At 61.1% G+C, this 578-nt stretch carries 1 protein-coding gene; it reads right to left on the bottom strand.

Annotated features, from left to right (window positions below; translation table 11 throughout):
• A partial coding sequence (locus QQJ98_RS19755; protein WP_284327011.1) for an EF-Tu C-terminal domain-related protein occupies positions 1–578 on the bottom strand: 578 nt, incomplete at both ends.

The raw sequence follows: 578 nt of genomic DNA, 5'->3' as shown, positions 1-578 counted from the left end.
ACGACGCCTGCACCGACGGTGCGGCCGCCTTCGCGGATGGCGAAGCGCAGCTTTTCTTCCATGGCGATCGGGGCGATCAGTTCGACGTTGAACTTCAGGTTGTCGCCCGGCATCACCATTTCGGTGCCTTCCGGCAGTTCCACGGTTCCGGTCACGTCAGTGGTGCGGAAGTAGAATTGCGGACGGTAGTTCGCGAAGAACGGGGTGTGACGACCGCCTTCTTCCTTGGTCAGAATGTAGGCCTCAGCCTCAAACTTGGTGTGCGGGTTGACCGACTTCGGCTTGCACAACACTTGGCCGCGCTCAACGCCTTCACGGTCGATGCCGCGCAGCAGGATGCCGACGTTGTCGCCTGCTTCACCACGATCCAGCAGCTTGCGGAACATCTCGACGCCGGTGCAAACCGACTTCTTGGTGTCACGGATGCCCACGATTTCAACTTCGTCGCCGACGTTGATCACGCCACGCTCGATACGACCGGTCACAACCGTGCCACGGCCCGAGATCGAGAACACGTCTTCGATCGGCATCAGGAACGGCTGATCCACAGCGCGTGCCGGGGTCGGGATGTAGCTGTC

This window comes from Cypionkella aquatica (assembly GCF_030161095.1).
GTDB lineage: Bacteria > Pseudomonadota > Alphaproteobacteria > Rhodobacterales > Rhodobacteraceae > Cypionkella > Cypionkella aquatica.
Note: the sequence above shows the minus strand (reverse complement) of the source record. Positions and strands in the feature narration are given on the sequence as shown.